This window comes from Aestuariimicrobium ganziense, from assembly GCF_015352975.1.
GTDB lineage: Bacteria > Actinomycetota > Actinomycetes > Propionibacteriales > Propionibacteriaceae > Aestuariimicrobium > Aestuariimicrobium ganziense.
The window spans coordinates 194,146-207,949 of the sequence record NZ_JACYIZ010000005.1 but is presented as its reverse complement, the minus strand read 5'-3'; the positions used below and the strand labels follow the sequence as shown (position 1 = coordinate 207,949).

Here is a 13,804-nt window from a genome sequence, read left to right as displayed (position 1 = left end):
TGCAGGGATCAGTCGCCGACCTCGGCAGTGATGTCGAGTCCTTCGAGGTCGGTGACCACGGTCTGGCCACCGACGTCGAGGGTGATCGTCGGCTCGGGACGGCCGTGGCGGAAGTCGATCGTCCAGTCGACCTTGACTGGTGGCTGTTTGCCGAGTCGCGCCGGCAACTGGGTGACCAACTTCGACAGCACCGCCGGATCGATGTCGACCGGTGAGAACAGCTTCTCGGGTGCGTCCTCCTTGCGCTGCGAGGTGTAGGCGGGCAGCTTGGCCGGCCTCGTGCGACGCACCATGACGCCGGCCTCGGTGGGGTGCGGTGAGTCGACCCAGAGTCCCTGGCCGGTGCTGAACCCGATCGCGGCCACCTGCAGCCGGTCGCCGACGGCATCGGCGAGCCCTTCGCGGATGGATTCCTCGGAGACGTAATCCAGTTCGTGGATCGGGCTGCCGTCGGGGCGGAAGAACACCGGACGAGACTCCGGACGCGTGGTGACGGTCATCATCACATCGCCCTGGTCGTGGTCGACGATTTGCAACTGCTGGTTCGACAACGAACCCGACAGGGCGCCGGCGATGCCGAACAACTGCTGCAGGTCGTCGAAGGCGTACAGGTCGGGGTCGAAGCTGGTCTGCCCGACGTAGGCCACGTCGCTGCCCACCTCGGTGATGGTGCCCTCGCGCCAGGCGTAGGTGATGGCCTTGCCGTCGACCAGCACCGACAACTCGGCCTCGTCGGCGGTCAGGCCGACCTTGATCACGGGATGGTCGCCAGCCCTGGCCCGCAACTCGTTGACCACGCGCCTGGCCACCCCGGCATCGGTGAGCTTGGGCACCGGGGTCGGCACTGCACTGCCCGATCCCGAGCCCTGGGGGGACGAGGGGACGGCCGAGCCGGTGGGGGCGGGGTCGAGGTCGTCGGCGCAGGCAGCGATCGCGCTCATCCCGACCAGGGTGAGCAGCTTCCGACGCGTCCAGACCACAGCTCAACGGTACCCAGCGCGGGGGCAGGGCAGCGCCCCAGTTGGGGGCTCGCCCGCAACTCTGGCCGAAGGTCCAGTGAGTTTGTTCACAATGGTGCGCGACCCCTTCCCGGCCTTGACCGGGGCGGACTAGTGTTTCGGTACGCCGGCCCGCCAGCCGGACCGGTGTGACAGTTCGTACACGACGTCACGGAAAGAAGGTCCGCCATGTCAGAGACGACCATCAGCGAGGCCCCCGGCGAGGTGCAGGACACCGCCGTCAAGGTCAGTCGGTCGGTGTCCCATCCCCTGTCCAGCGTGTGGAGCGCGCTGATGACCACCGAAGGAGCAGAGGCCCTGCTCGGTGAGGGAGGTCGCCTGGGTGACAAGGGTCACTCATGGAGCGCCACCGACGGCACCCACGGTGTCACCCGCAGCTTCCATCCCAAGGAGCAGATCCGATTCAGCTGGCACGCCGACGACGACGCGCCCGCCACCATCGTCGACCTGCACCTGGCCGAGGCCGACGAGGGCAACACCCAACTCGAGATCGTCCACGACCACCTGCCCGCCGACAGCGACCGCGATGCGCTGCAGGACCACTGGTCGGCCGCGCTCGACCGGATCGACGCGCTCAGCCTCTGAGAGCGAAATCAGTGGCCGACCCGGTGTGCCCCAGTTAGCCTTGGGGGCACACAGGAAGGAGGTGGTCCACTGATGTTTTCCCAATGGACTCGTGAGGTGGTCTGCCACTGAGGCAGGCCGATGACATCGGACTGGTCGAGGTGAATCCCACCAGACCACCGGAGCCCGCAGGGTCGGCACTCGTCCAGCCGACAGCCGTCACGGCAACCTGCGGGTCTCTTCATGCCCTCGTCGGTGCGAGACGGCAGAATGGGACGCATGGGAACCAAGACTCCACTGCGCATCGCCATCGTCGGCGGCTGGCACGTCCACGCCGGTGACTACGCCCGCGACACCGTCAACCACCCCGACACCGAGATCGTCGCGTTGTGGGACGACGACCCCGAGCGCGGCGCAGAACTCGCGGAGCGGTTCGGCACCGAACTGACCGACGACCTGGCCGGCCTGCTGGCCCGTGACGACGTCGACGGCATCACGGTGACCACCTCGACCGACCAGCACCGTGACGTGATGGTCGCCGCGGCGAAGGCCGGCAAGCACATCTTCACCGAGAAGGTGCTCGCCCCGACCGTCGCCGAGTGCGAAGAGATCATCGCCGCCTGCGACGAGGCCGGTGTGAAGCTGGTGGTCTCACTACCCCGGCTCTACCACGGCTACACCCAGGCGGTGAAGCAGGTGCTCGAGTCAGGCGTGCTGGGACGAATCAACTACTCCCGGGTGCGGCTCGCCCACGACGGCGCCACCCGCGGCTGGCTGCCCGAGCGCTTCTACGACCCCGCCACCGCGATCGGCGGCGCGTTGACCGACCTGGGCTGCCACCCGGTCTACCTCACCCAGCTGATCCACGGCACCGACGAGGTGCCGGTGCGCGCCACCTACGCCTCGGTGACCGGGAAGGCCGTCGAGGACCATGCCGTGGTCACCTTCAGCTACCCCGGTGGCGCCATCGGCGTCGCCGAGGCCGGTTTCGTCACCCCGCACTGCCCGTTCAGCATCGAGATCATGGGTGACAAGGGCGTGCTCGTCCATGGGCTGCTCGACCAGGGTGTGCAGGTCAACACCGGCGACGGATGGCAGCCGGTCGAGATCCCCACCGAGGGGCCGGACGCCTATGCCCAGTGGGTCGATCACATTCACAGCGACACCCGCGCCGACGACAACATCGCCCGCGCTGTCGCCCTGACCCGGGCCGTGGTGGCCGCCAACGCCTCAGCGGCGCAGTGAACTCAGACTCGTCCAGTCGTTGACAGGGCGGTGCGCATCGCGTTGCGGCGGCGCTCGTGGACCAGCGACGGCTCTTCGAGTGCCCACCGCACGGCGGTGGTGCCCAGCGCTCCCAGCGGGCCTGCCAGGGCCGGCGTCCGGACGCCCAGTTCGTCGCGCACCCAGTCGGGCAGGGTGGCGAGCGCTCCGGCGGCCAGCAGTTGGTAGCCGGGGCGGGCGATGCCGGGCACCGGTGGTTCCTTGAGCAGGAAGGCCACGGTGTCGCGGCAGGCCTCGGTGACGGCGAGTTCGGGCCGGTAGGTGTCGATGGCGGCCTTCAACTCGTCGACCGTGGTCGGCGCCTCGACCACGCCGAGCCGCTCGGAGACCGAACCGATCTGGGCGACGTAGCGGTCAGCCTCCGCAGCCGTCAGCCGAGGACGCGCACCGTAGCGCTGGTGGGCCACCAGGAAGCTGTCGGCCTCGGCCAGGTGCACCCACTTCAGCAGGTGGGGGTCGGAGGCCCGGTAGGGGCGACCGTCCTCGGCCTTGCCGCGCACCCGCTGGTGCACCCCACGGATCCTGGCCAGCAAGGCCTCGGCCTCGCTGATCGGGGCGAAGGTGGTGATGCCGATGTAGTGGTTGGTGCGTTGCAGTCGTCCCCACGGGTCGGAGCGGTAGCCCGAGTGGCCCGCGACGCCGGCCATCGCCAGCGGGTGCAGGGCCTGCAGCAGCAGGGCGCGAAGCCCGCCCACGAACATGGCGGCGTCGTCGTGCACACGGCAGATCGGGTCGTCGGGGTGGAACCAGCGCTCGCCGGGGGCGATGTAGACGTTGGCGACGAGTGCGTCGGTGTCAGGGCCACCCACCCGCGAGCGCAGCATGGTGGCGAACCGACGTCGGGGTGAGATCACCCCTCCAGTGTTGCCCAAGCCACCCAGAGCCACAGCAGGTGGGGCAGGGTGGAGGCATGGAATACCGCTTGATGTCAAGCACCGGTCTGTCGGTGTCACGTCTGTGCCTGGGAACGATGACCTTCGGCCACGAGGCCGACGAGGCCACCTCGCACGCCAGCCGTCTCGGCGAGAACCCCGAGCGTGGCATGGAGGGCTGGACGAAGCGCAACCAGGACGAGTCGGTGTGGAAAGTGATCGACGCCGTCGGCAAGGTCGCCGAGCAGACCGGACTGACCCACGCCCAGGTGGCACTGGCCTGGCTGGCGGATCGCCCGGCGGTGACCGCCCCGATCATCGGCGCCCGCAGCACCGAGCAGCTCACCGACCTGCTGGTCGCCGGTGAGGCCCACCTGGACGACGAGCAGACCGATGCGCTGACCGCTGCCTCGGACCGTGAGATTCCCGACTACCCGTACGGGGTGGCCGGGACGAACCAGCGGTCTCGTCCGGTGGCGGGGGGACGCGCCAGCTGAGGCTCAGCCGCAGCGCACCCCGGTGGCGTGGATCGGGCAGTAGCCGTTGGGGTTCGCGTCCAGGTACTGCTGGTGGTAGTCCTCGGCCAGGTACAGCGGGCCGGCCTCGACCACCTCGGTGGTCAGGGCGGGGTAGCCGGCCTCGGCGAAAGCTGTGGAGTACTGGTCGAACAGCTGGCGCGCGGTTTCCTCCTGCTGCGGTGAGGTGGTGAAGATCGCCGACCGGTACTGGGTGCCGATGTCGTTGCCCTGGCGGTAGCCCTGGGTGGGGTCGTGGTTCTCGAAGAAGATCCGCAGCAGTTGCTCGTAGCTGACCTGGCTCGGGTCGAACGTCACCCGGACGGTCTCGGTGTGCCCGGTCAGGCCCGAGCAGACCTCTTCGTAGGTGGGGTTCGGGGTGGTGCCGCCCTGGTAGCCGACGGCGGTCTGCAGCACGCCGGGGGTGTTCCAGTACAGCTTCTCCACCCCCCAGAAGCAGCCGGCGGCGAGGTAGGCCACCTCGGCGCCCTCGAACTGGCGGTCGAGGCGGTCGCCGAAGATCCGGTGGAAGGTGGTGCCCGGATCGAGCACGGGGGTGGCGCGTCCGGGCAGGGCCTGGTCCGGGGTCACCATGGTGGGTCGTCGTCCGAAGATCATTCGTGGCTCCTCTATGGCCAATGGGGGAGGGTTTGATGTCCGACTGGGAAACGCTGGGGTCGATGTTGACGGGGCGTGGCATGCTCGGGGGCGTGGATGCGACGAGGACCGATGGCCGGGCGGCGCTCGCGTTCGCGCGCCTGACCCAACGCATCCATGCCGTGCTCCCGGGTGCCCTCAAGGCTATCCCGGTCACCTTCATTGGCTACGCGATCATCAACGGCAGTGCGTTCGGTCTCGACATGGCGTTCCTCAGCGTGTTCCACGGGTGGGGGGCGATCACCTACCCGATCGCGGTCACCCTGGGTTACGCGCTGGCCTCGGTCTACGCCTTCCTGCTCAACCGCTGGCTCAACTTCCGCGCCCACGGGCAGTTCGCCCGGCAGTCGGCGCGCTACACCTTCACCATCGTGAGCAACTACGTGATCTGGATCCTGGGGTTCAGCACCCTGCTCGAGCACCTCGGCGTGCAGTACCAGGTGGCCCGGTTCACAGCGGCCTGCATCGAGGGCATCTACATCTACGTGCTGCTGCGCTGGTGGGTCTTCCGCAAGGCCCGCAGCAACGCCGCCGTCGTCGAACTCGACGAGGCCGCCCCAGTGGTCGTCGGCGAACAGGCAGCCTGAGCGCACCGGTCGACGACGGGTCTCAGTGACCCGGGCGTGGGTCCCAGCTGCGGTCGATCTCACCCAACCACAGGTCAGGACGAAGCTGCTCAACCTGGGTGACGACCTCGTCCAGTCGCGCCCCGGTCAGCCCACGAAACCGCAGCCTGTTCTGGGTCAGCCCTTCGCGCGGCGGCGGTTCGGCGACCCACTCGGCCACGCTCTCGTCCACCTCGATGTCGGCGTCGGTGAGCACCTCGAGCGAGCGCGCCAAGGTGGTGGTCACCCCCGGACGAGGGTTGATCTTGCGCGCCTGCCCCAGCCCGGCGACCTGCGACCAGTCCAGCACCACCTCGTCGGGGAACAGCGCGTTGCCCGCGCGCAGCCCGGTCTCGTCCACCTCGACGGTGAGCACCTTGTTCCCGCCGGTCAGCAACGGGTCGAGGCTGAACAGCGCGATGCCGAGGAAGCCCAGACCGACCACCCAGGCCACGATCGCGCGGGGACCGCTCATCGAGGTGGCAGCGATGAGGGTGATGATCCCGAAGGTCACCAGGAGCACGGTGACCACCCAGAGCACGATCACCATGGTGCGTCCGGCATGCGCCACCGGCAGCGGCGCGTACGACCAGCGCCGGGCGGGACGCCGGGGGGCGGGCTGGGCGGTCATCGCTCGTCCGCCAGTCGCCAGTCGATCGGATCGCCACCGGCCGCGCGCAGCAGTTCGTTGGCCCGGCTGAACGGCCGCGACCCGAAGAACCCCGCGCGGGCCGACAACGGCGAGGGGTGCGGGCTGGTGATCAGCGGCACACCCTGCAGCAGTGGGGTCAGGTTCTGGGCGTCGCGTCCCCAAAGGATCGCCACCAGCGGACCGCCGCGCGAGGCGAGGGCGGTGATCGCGCACTCGGTGACTGCCTCCCAGCCGATGCCTCGGTGCGAGCCGGGGGAGCCCGGACGCACGGTCAGCACCCTGTTGAGCAGCAGGACGCCCTGCTCGAACCAGGCGCTCAGGTCGCCGTGGCTGGGTCGTTCCACGCCCAGGTCGTCGACCAGTTCGGTGTAGATGTTCTCGAGGCTGCGTGGCAGGGGACGCACGTCGCGTTCGACCGAGAACGACAGGCCGACGGCGTGCCCGGGTGTGGGGTAGGGGTCCTGGCCGACCACCAGCACCCGCACGTCGGCCATCGGACGAGTGAACGCGCGCAGCACCCGGTCGCCTGCCGGTAGGTAGCTGCGTCCGGCGGCCAGTTCGGTGCGCAGGTGGTCGCCGATGGCGTGCACCTGCTGCTCGACCGGGGCGAGTGCTTCGGCCCAGTCGGCGGCGACCAGTTCAGACAGTGCTCGGGGCACCAGCATCCTCCTGCTCGGTGGTGACCGGAGTCCGGGGAGCCCCGAAGACCGGCGACATCCGCCAGGCGGCGATGGCCGAGGCCAGCAGCAGCACCACTCCGACCGAGAACGCCAGCGGCATGCCCGAGGCGTCGACCAGCAGACCGGCCACCAACGGGCCGGCGATCGCACCCAGGTCGGAGACCATGGTGAACACGGCCACCGGCTGGCCACCGTGCCCGCCGACGACGTCGCCGACTGCCGCGGTGGGGGCGGTGCCCTGCATCGAGGCGCCCACCCCGTACACGCACAGGGCCGCGGTGAGCACCCAGAAGTTCGGCGCGAAGGGCATGGCCAGGGCGGCCACCGCGCAGATCGCGCCAGACAGCATCATGATCGGGCGGCGCCCGACGGTGTCGACCGCTCGGCCGACCGGCCCGATGGCCACCGTCTGCGCCACCGCCGCAATGGCGAAGGCGATCCCGGTCCAGGTCGACTCGAGCAGCAGGTGCTCCACCACGATCAGCGGCACCAGCGCCGAGCGCACCCCGAACGACTGCCAGCCCGCGGCGAAGTTGGCCAGTAGCGCGGCCCGGTAGCGTCCGTCGCGCAGGGCCTGGCTCATCGAGGCCGTGCTGCGCTTCTGGGTGGCCACCACGGTGCGGTCGTGACGGGGCAGCATCGCCAGGCCGACAGCGCCGGCGACCCCCAGCATGACGGCGTAGAAGTAGAACGGGGCGGTGAGTGAGATGGCTGCCAGCAGTCCGCCGATCGCCGGACCGGTCATGCCACCCAGCAGGAAGCCACCCATGTAGAGGGCGCCGGCTCGTCCGCGCTGATGGTCGGGTGCCGAACGCAACAGGATGACCAGCGCCGAGACGGTGAACATCGCCGACCCGACACCGCCAACGGCCCGCAGCAGCAGCATCTGCAGGTAGGTCTGCGACAGCGCCATCGCGGCGGTCGACCCGGCCACGATGAACATGCCGGCGCCGAACACCAGCCGCTCGCCGACCCGGCGGTTCACCCACGGCAGCACCGGCGTGGTGACCAGGCGTACCAGCGAGAACGACGAGATCACCAGCCCGACCATGAAGGTGGTGGCGTCGAACGAACGGGCGAACACCGGCAGCACCGGCACCATCACGCCGAAGCCGACCGAGACGCAGAACGCGCAGGCCGCGAGCACCCACACGTCGCGCGGCAGGTCGCTGCGTGCCCGCAGACGTTGCTTCACCCCCGCGATCACCACGACACCACCGTAACGACTCCGGCCACGCTCCGAGGCACCCCCGGTTCGACCCTGAACATGGAAAGTCACCCCTTCGAATGTGCCAAGGCGCGCTTTACACTCGTGGGCATGAGTGACTTGAACTCCATCCTTGAACAGCTGGCCCAGGGCCGCATCGACGCAGCCGAGGCCGCCCGCCGAATCGACGCGCTCAAGTCCGAGCCTGCCGCCGCCCCCAGCGAGGCTCCCGCCGCCGAGCAGCCGACCGCCTCAGCGCCGCCCGGAAGCGAGCAGGGTGGTCGTCCGCAGTACGCGACGCACACCCGCGAGAGCTTCCGCTCCGAGCCCGACGCCGAGGCCGAGCCCACGCCCGAGCCGACCCCGTCGAAGCCGGTCGACCCCGACGACCTGCCCGACGAGGGTCCCCAGACCAGCGGACGCCCCAGCGGCGCCAAGGGCGTCGACCGGGTTGTCGTTCGCGCGGTCGGACGACGGGTGCGGATCATCGGCGACCGCAGCGTGGCGACGCTGTCGGCCGAAGGGCCGCACGTGCTGCGCCGCAGCGGCCGGACCATCGAGGTCACCAGCGACGGTGACATCGGCCCGTCGCTGGGTGGGTTCAGCATCGTGCGTCCGCCGCGCAGCGTCGAGGACCTGCGCACCCTGGGCCTGGGCAAGGAACTGGTGGTGCGGATCAACCCCGACATCGCCGTCGACGCCGAGGTGACCGCGGGCAGCCTGCACTGCAGCAAGGTGCCCGTGCTGGGCAAGGTGCGGGTGACCGCCGGCGGTGCCACCCTCGAGGACGTCGCCGAGGTCGGTGACGCCTTGGTGCAGGCCGGTTCGGCCAACGTCAAGGGCGCCATCCGCCAGGGTCGCTCCCGGGTCAAGGTCGAGTCGGGGTCGCTGAACGTGCACCTGTCGGAGGGTGCCAACGTCACCGTCACCGGCGATGCCCAGCTGGGCCGGATCTCGTGGCCCGGTGAGCACGGCCAGGTGGACGAGTACGTGGTCGGCAACGGTTCGGCCCGGCTCGACATCGGTGTGGTGATGGGTCACGCTTCGCTCAAGGTCGCCGAGGACGAGGCCGATGCCAAGGACGCCTGAGTCGTCCGCGGGCCACCGCGCACCGGGTGACTGCCCGGTGTGCGGTGAGGCCTTGGCCACCACCCGGCTCGGCTGCCACCACTGCGGCACCGAGTTGGTGGGTGACTTCAGGCCGTGCCCGTTCTGTTCGCTCGGCGATGCCGAACTCGACCTGCTGACCACCTTCCTCGCCTCACGGGGCAACCTGCGCGAGGTCGAGAAGCACCTGGGGGTCTCCTACCCGACGGCCCGGTTGCGACTCACGGCGCTGCTGACCCGGCTGGGTCTGACCGATGAGGACTCGTCCGACCCGCCGCTCACTCGTGAGCAGGTGCTGGCCGAGGTCGCGTCCGGGGTGCTGACACCTCAGGAGGCTGCCGGACTGATCGCCGGCCTGCCCGGCGTCGGCAACCCCGCCGACGCCCACTGATCCCCACAGACGCGCCAGCGCCTGCCACCTCATGTGGCAGGCGCTGGTGTGTCTGAGTGGGAGGCGTCAGCCGCGGAAGGCCTGCACCTTCACGATGGTGACGTTGATGGTCTTGCCGTTGGGGGCCTCGTAGCTGACCTCGTCGCCCTTGCTGCGCCCGAGCACGGCCGCGCCCAGCGGTGACTGCGGTGAGTAGACCGACAACCCGTCGACCGAGTCGTCCAGGCCCATCACCTCGCGGCTGCCGAGCAGGAAGGTGTCGGTGTCGTCGGGGTCGCCGTCGTAGGCGACGGTCACCTGGGTGCCAGGGACGACCTCGTCGGGGTTCTTGGGGGCCTCGCCGACCTCGGCGTGGCGCAGCATCTGCTCGAGCTGGCGGATGCGGGCCTCCTGCTGGCCCTGCTCCTCGCGAGCGGCGTGGTATCCGCCGTTCTCGCTGAGGTCTCCCTCGGCGCGCGCGGCGGCGATCTTGTTGCTGACAGCGGTACGGCCCTCGCCCTTGAGGTACTCGAGTTCCTCGGTGAGCTTGTCGTAGGCGTCCTGGGTCAGCCAGACGGTGTTCTCGGCGTTCTCAGACATCGAATCAGAGTACAACACCCACCCACGAGGCGGCGGGCTCAGAGGGTGCGGCAGTTCTTGAGGATGGCGGTGGTCGCCCGCAGGTAGGTCTTCAGCTCGACCTGGTGGGTGGTGTCTGCCTCGCCGCCGGCCGGCACCGGCACCGTCATCTCGCCCACGATCTCGCCAGTGGTCGACTGGGCCTGCACCACGCACTCCCCGGCGACCTTGGGGTCAGGGCGGTGGACGACGATTGCGACCTCGACGAGGTGGTTGTCCACGACCCGGAAGCTGTGCAGTTGACCGGTGATGCCCGGGTTGGCGCGGTAGAGGCCCGCCCACAGGATCCACGCAGCCAGGGCGATAGCCAGCACGGCGACCAGCGGCACCAGCAGCCGACGCCGGTTCGAGCTGGGGTAGCGCTCGGCGATGCGGCGTTCGTCCTCGGTCACGGCCCCCATTGTGCCCGTCGGTGTGCGCGCAGCCCGTGGTGGCGTCCACAATGGTGCGCATGCCCACCACCGGTCTACGCCTGCTGCACGTCCACGCCCATCCCGACGACGAGTCGTCCAAGGGAGCAGCGACGACGGCGCGCTACGTGGCCGAGGGCGTCGAGGTCGTGGTGGCCACCTGCACCGGTGGTGAGCGTGGCAGCGTGCTGAACGAGAAGATGGACCGCCCCGAGGTGTGGGCGAACATCGCCGAGATCCGCCGCGCCGAGATGGATGCCGCCCGCGAGATCCTGGGCATCGAACAGGTCTGGCTGGGCTACGTCGACTCCGGCTTCCCCGAGGGTGACCCGCTGCCGCCGCTGCCCGAGGGCTGCTTCGGCCTGATGGACCCCGCCGAGGCCAGCAAGCCCCTGGTGGCGCTGATCCGTCGGTTCCAGCCGCAGGTGATGACCACCTATGACGAGACCGGCGGCTACCCCCATCCCGACCACATCATGTGCCACCTGATCTCGATGGAGGCCTACCGCCAGGCGGCCGATCCTGACCTGTGGCCCGAACTCGGCGCACCGTGGCAGGTGAGCAAGCTCTACTACCAGATGGGCTTCCACCGGACGAGGATCGCTGCCCTCGACGCAGCCATGCACGAGCACGGACTGGAGTCGCCCTACACCGAGCGGCTGGCCCAGTGGGAGGGTGTGGAGTTCCAGAACCGGGTCACCACCTACGTGCGTTGTGGGGAGTACTTCGAGGTGCGTGACGACGCCCTGCGCGCACACGCCACCCAGATCGACCCGGACGGGCCCTGGTTCAACGTGCCGCTGGAGATCCAGGTCAAGACCTGGCCCAGCGAGGACTACCAGCTGGTGCACAGCACCGTCGAGACCTCACTGCCCGAGGACGACCTGTTCGAGGGCCTGCGCGAGGAGCCGTTGAAGGCCTCGGCCCACGACACCGGCGACGACTTCGAGATCTGACGAACCTCGCCCGGCGGAGTAGCGTGAGAGCCGTGATCGTCCTCGAGATCGGTGCCGGCCTGCTGAGCTTCCTCACCTTCGTGGTGCTCTTCACCCTGGTGTTCATCGGCTACCTGAGCCTGCGTCGCCACGTCCGCCGGATCGAACTGCCGCTGACCGAGGACGACGCCGCGGCGCCCGTGACAGCGGACGAGGAGCCCGCCAAGCGCTCCGACTAGGCTCTCGGGCATGGCGAACCGTCTGGCCGAGGCCACCAGCCCCTACCTGCAGCAGCACGCCCACCAGCCGGTGGACTGGTACCCGTGGGGCGACGAGGCCTTTGATGCAGCCCGCGACCTGAACCGTCCGATCTTCCTGAGCGTGGGCTACGCCGCCTGCCACTGGTGCCACGTGATGGCCCACGAGTCGTTCGACGATGCCGAAGTCGCCGCCCTGCTCAACGACAACTTCGTCAGCATCAAGGTCGACCGCGAGGAGCACCCCGACGTCGACGCGGTGCACATGTTCGCCACTCAGGCCCTCACCGGTCGCGGCGGCTGGCCGATGACGGTCTTCCTCACCCCAGACGGCGACCCCTTCTTCGCCGGCACCTACTTCCCGCCCGAGCCTGCGCAGGGCCTGCCGTCGTTCCGCCAGATCGTCGAGGCCCTCGCCGACGCGTGGACGAGCCGACGTGGCGAGGTGCTCGACAGTGCCTCGACGCTTCGCCAGCAACTCGGCGACCTCGCCCAGCCCCAAGTCGACGGCCGCGACCAGCCCCCGGGCTCCCGGGAGACCCTCGAGAAGCTCGGCGAGGGCTACGACATGATCCACGGCGGCTTCGGCGGCGCCCCGAAGTTCCCGCCGGCGATGGTTCTCGACGCGCTGCTGGTCAAGGGCGATCCGACCAGCCTTGACATGGCCCAGCTCACCTGCCGGGCGATGGCTGCCGGCGGCATCCACGACCAACTGGGCGGGGGCTTCCACCGCTACTCGGTCGACGCCGGCTGGGTCGTCCCGCACTTCGAGAAGATGCTCTACGACAACGCGCTGCTGCTGGGCACCTACACCCGGGTCTGGCGCCGCACGGCCGACCACGACGCCACCATGCGCGCGCTGTTCGAGCGGGTGGTCTACGGCATCGTCGACTGGCTGCGCGACGAGATGCGCACCGACGGTGGCGGCTTCGCCTCGAGCCTGGACGCGGACTCCTGCGACATCCGCGGAGCGGTGCACGAGGGCATCTTCTACGCCTGGAGCCCTGACCTGCTGGTCGATGCGCTCGGTGAGGACGACGGACGCTGGGCAGCCGAGGTGTTCCACGTCACCGAGCACGGCACCTTCGAGCACGGTCTGTCGACCCTGCAACTGCGGGGACGACCCGACTGGGCTCGCCTCGATGCGGTGATCGCCACCCTGCGTGCTGAGCGGGCCACCCGCTTCCCTCCCGCCCGCGACGACAAGGTCGTGGCCGCATGGAATGGCTACGCCATCGACTCGCTGGTCACCGCCGGCATGATCTTCGGCGAGGCCGACTGGATCGCGCTGGCCAAGGGTGCAGCCGACCACATCTGGCGAGTGCACCGTGTCGGCGACGGCCTGGTGCGCACCTCACGCGACGGGGCGCCCGGCACCGCCCCCGGCGTGGCCGAGGACTACGGCGCACTGGCTCTCGGCTTCGGGGCCCTGGCCGGAGCCACCGGTGAGGCGGTCTGGCTCGAGCACGCCCAGTGGCTGCTCGAGCAGGCCATCGTCCGCTTCGGTGCCGACGACGGAGGGTTCCACGACGCCGAGGCCGAGCCGCGGCTGGCCCGTCGTCCCCGCGACCTGACCGACAACGCGACCCCGTCGGCCACCGCGGTGCTGGTGCAGGCACTGCGGCGCACCGGGTTGCTGGCTGCCGACGACGCCCTGCTGCAGCGCGCTGACCAGGCCGCCCGCACCACCTGGCCCACGGTCGAGGCCACCCCGCGGTTCGCCGGCTGGAGCCTCGCTGACGCGCTGGTGGTCGAAGAGGCCCGACGCGGCCTGCGGCTGGGCACCGCCGTGCTGGTGGCCGACGACCCGCTCGACCCGTTGGCGATCGCTGCCTGGCGGATGGCGCCGGCCAGCATGGCCGTGGTGACCGCTCCCGAGGGGACCAGCGGGTTCGGCGACCAGTTCGACGGTCGAGGGATGCGCGCCGGACGAGCCACCGCCTACGTGTGCCGAGGCCAGGTCTGCTTCGACCCGGTCAGCGACTACACCGAGCTCAAGACCCCGCTGTGGAGCCGCTGCTGACTCGCTGC

At 69.8% G+C, this 13,804-nt stretch carries 17 protein-coding genes; 9 read left to right on the top strand and 8 right to left on the bottom strand.

Translation table 11 applies throughout. The features are described from left to right. Positions 1-8: 8 nt before the first annotated feature. The gene (locus IE660_RS11205; RefSeq protein ID WP_203568447.1) at positions 9-980 is read right to left on the bottom strand and encodes a hypothetical protein; all 972 of its coding nucleotides are present in this window, start codon (positions 978-980) and stop codon (positions 9-11) included. 207 nt (positions 981-1,187) lie between these two features. On the opposite strand from IE660_RS11205, the gene IE660_RS11200 reads away from it, so the two are divergent. Together IE660_RS11200 and IE660_RS11195 are read left to right on the top strand one after the other, a co-directional pair. Further along, positions 1,188-1,604, top strand: coding sequence for an SRPBCC family protein (locus IE660_RS11200; protein WP_203568446.1), 417 nt, complete (start codon positions 1,188-1,190; stop codon positions 1,602-1,604). A gap of 258 nt (positions 1,605-1,862) precedes the next feature. Beyond that, positions 1,863-2,828, top strand: coding sequence for a Gfo/Idh/MocA family protein (locus IE660_RS11195; protein WP_203568445.1), 966 nt, complete (start codon positions 1,863-1,865; stop codon positions 2,826-2,828). 2 nt (positions 2,829-2,830) lie between these two features. On the opposite strand, the gene IE660_RS11190 is transcribed toward IE660_RS11195, so the two are convergent. After that, positions 2,831-3,721 (bottom strand): oxygenase MpaB family protein, encoded by an 891-nt coding sequence (locus IE660_RS11190; protein WP_203568444.1) that lies wholly within the window; start codon positions 3,719-3,721, stop codon positions 2,831-2,833. Between the two features lie 56 nt (positions 3,722-3,777). On the opposite strand from IE660_RS11190, the gene IE660_RS11185 reads away from it, so the two are divergent. Next, a complete protein-coding gene (locus IE660_RS11185; RefSeq protein WP_203568443.1) occupies positions 3,778-4,236 on the top strand; it encodes an aldo/keto reductase in 459 nt (152 codons plus the stop codon). A 3-nt stretch (positions 4,237-4,239) separates the two neighbouring features. On the opposite strand, the gene msrA is transcribed toward IE660_RS11185, so the two are convergent. Continuing rightward, positions 4,240-4,872 (bottom strand): peptide-methionine (S)-S-oxide reductase MsrA, encoded by a 633-nt coding sequence (gene msrA / locus IE660_RS11180; protein ID WP_203568442.1) that lies wholly within the window; start codon positions 4,870-4,872, stop codon positions 4,240-4,242. Positions 4,873-4,964: 92 nt separating this feature from the next. On the opposite strand from msrA, the gene IE660_RS11175 reads away from it, so the two are divergent. Next, on the top strand, positions 4,965-5,498 hold the full coding sequence (locus IE660_RS11175) for a GtrA family protein (RefSeq protein ID WP_328701935.1): 534 nt from the start codon (positions 4,965-4,967) through the stop codon (positions 5,496-5,498). 22 nt (positions 5,499-5,520) lie between these two features. Here IE660_RS11175 and IE660_RS11170 read toward each other — a convergent pair whose 3' ends face one another. The 3 genes from IE660_RS11170 to IE660_RS11160 are packed head-to-tail and all read right to left on the bottom strand — an operon-like array spanning position 5,521 to position 8,058. Then, a complete protein-coding gene (locus tag IE660_RS11170) occupies positions 5,521-6,147 on the bottom strand; it encodes a hypothetical protein (protein ID WP_203568441.1) in 627 nt (208 codons plus the stop codon). Next, positions 6,144-6,833 carry a uracil-DNA glycosylase gene (locus tag IE660_RS11165; protein WP_203568440.1) on the bottom strand — a complete coding sequence of 230 codons (690 nt, stop codon included), beginning with the start codon at positions 6,831-6,833 and terminating at the stop codon, positions 6,144-6,146. The genes IE660_RS11170 and IE660_RS11165 overlap by 4 nt, the downstream gene beginning before the upstream one ends. Beyond that, positions 6,808-8,058, bottom strand: a complete 1,251-nt coding sequence (locus IE660_RS11160; protein ID WP_328701934.1) for an MFS transporter — start codon at positions 8,056-8,058, stop codon at positions 6,808-6,810. The genes IE660_RS11165 and IE660_RS11160 overlap by 26 nt, the downstream gene beginning before the upstream one ends. 108 nt (positions 8,059-8,166) lie before the next feature. On the opposite strand from IE660_RS11160, the gene IE660_RS11155 reads away from it, so the two are divergent. Both IE660_RS11155 and IE660_RS11150 read left to right on the top strand, forming a co-directional pair. Continuing rightward, complete coding sequence (locus IE660_RS11155) at positions 8,167-9,144, top strand: hypothetical protein (protein ID WP_235997763.1); 978 nt, start codon at positions 8,167-8,169, stop codon at positions 9,142-9,144. Further along, entirely contained in the window at positions 9,128-9,553 is a 426-nt protein-coding gene (locus IE660_RS11150) for a DUF2089 domain-containing protein (protein ID WP_203568439.1), read from the top strand. The genes IE660_RS11155 and IE660_RS11150 overlap by 17 nt, the downstream gene beginning before the upstream one ends. A gap of 66 nt (positions 9,554-9,619) precedes the next feature. Here the strand turns inward: IE660_RS11150 and greA are convergent, their stop codons facing one another. Further along, positions 9,620-10,132 carry a transcription elongation factor GreA gene (greA, locus tag IE660_RS11145; protein WP_203568438.1) on the bottom strand — a complete coding sequence of 171 codons (513 nt, stop codon included), beginning with the start codon at positions 10,130-10,132 and terminating at the stop codon, positions 9,620-9,622. A 38-nt stretch (positions 10,133-10,170) separates the two neighbouring features. Further along, the gene (locus IE660_RS11140; RefSeq protein ID WP_203568437.1) at positions 10,171-10,563 is read right to left on the bottom strand and encodes a DUF4307 domain-containing protein; all 393 of its coding nucleotides are present in this window, start codon (positions 10,561-10,563) and stop codon (positions 10,171-10,173) included. Positions 10,564-10,622: 59 nt separating this feature from the next. Here IE660_RS11140 and mca point away from each other — a divergent pair, with 59 nt between their 5' ends. The 3 genes from mca to IE660_RS11125 are packed head-to-tail and all read left to right on the top strand — an operon-like array spanning position 10,623 to position 13,796. Further along, complete coding sequence (gene mca / locus IE660_RS11135) at positions 10,623-11,537, top strand: mycothiol conjugate amidase Mca (RefSeq protein WP_235997752.1); 915 nt, start codon at positions 10,623-10,625, stop codon at positions 11,535-11,537. 32 nt (positions 11,538-11,569) lie between these two features. Then, entirely contained in the window at positions 11,570-11,755 is a 186-nt protein-coding gene (locus tag IE660_RS11130; protein ID WP_203568435.1) for a hypothetical protein, read from the top strand. A 10-nt stretch (positions 11,756-11,765) separates the two neighbouring features. Then, complete coding sequence (locus IE660_RS11125) at positions 11,766-13,796, top strand: thioredoxin domain-containing protein (RefSeq protein WP_203568434.1); 2,031 nt, start codon at positions 11,766-11,768, stop codon at positions 13,794-13,796. The last annotated feature ends 8 nt before the right edge of the window (positions 13,797-13,804 follow it).